1 protein-coding gene is annotated in these 337 nt (G+C 70.9%); it reads right to left on the bottom strand.

What is annotated here, in order from left to right; translation table 11 throughout:
* Positions 1-337: pyridoxal-phosphate dependent enzyme (locus tag FSV73_RS25470; RefSeq protein ID WP_145013147.1), on the bottom strand; the 337-nt coding region annotated here is incomplete at both ends.

Genomic DNA, 337 nt, shown 5'->3' with positions numbered 1-337 from the left:
CAGGCGACCGGGGTGCTGGCGCAGGATCTCCATGGCCACGGTGCCCTGGCCGGCGATGACGTCCGGATCGTCATAGGGCGGCACGAAGGTGTAGCCCTGCTCCTCGACCAGGCGCAGGGCCTCGGCCAGGGCATCGGGGAAGGCATCGCCATGCAGCACCACTTCACCACCGCGCGATTGCACGCCGATGACCTTGAGCTCGGGGGTGGTACGGGGCATGACGATGATCGCCCGCACGCCCAGCTCGCGAGCGGCCAGGGCCAGGCCCTGGGCATGGTTGCCGGCGCTGGCGGCGATCACCCCGCGGGCCTTTTCCTCGGTCGAGAGGCTGGCCAGC

The organism is Pseudomonas oryzihabitans, assembly GCF_007665395.1.
Taxonomy (GTDB): Bacteria; Pseudomonadota; Gammaproteobacteria; order Pseudomonadales; family Pseudomonadaceae; genus Chryseomonas; species Chryseomonas psychrotolerans_C.
This window is presented reverse-complemented; position numbering and strand designations above follow the sequence as displayed.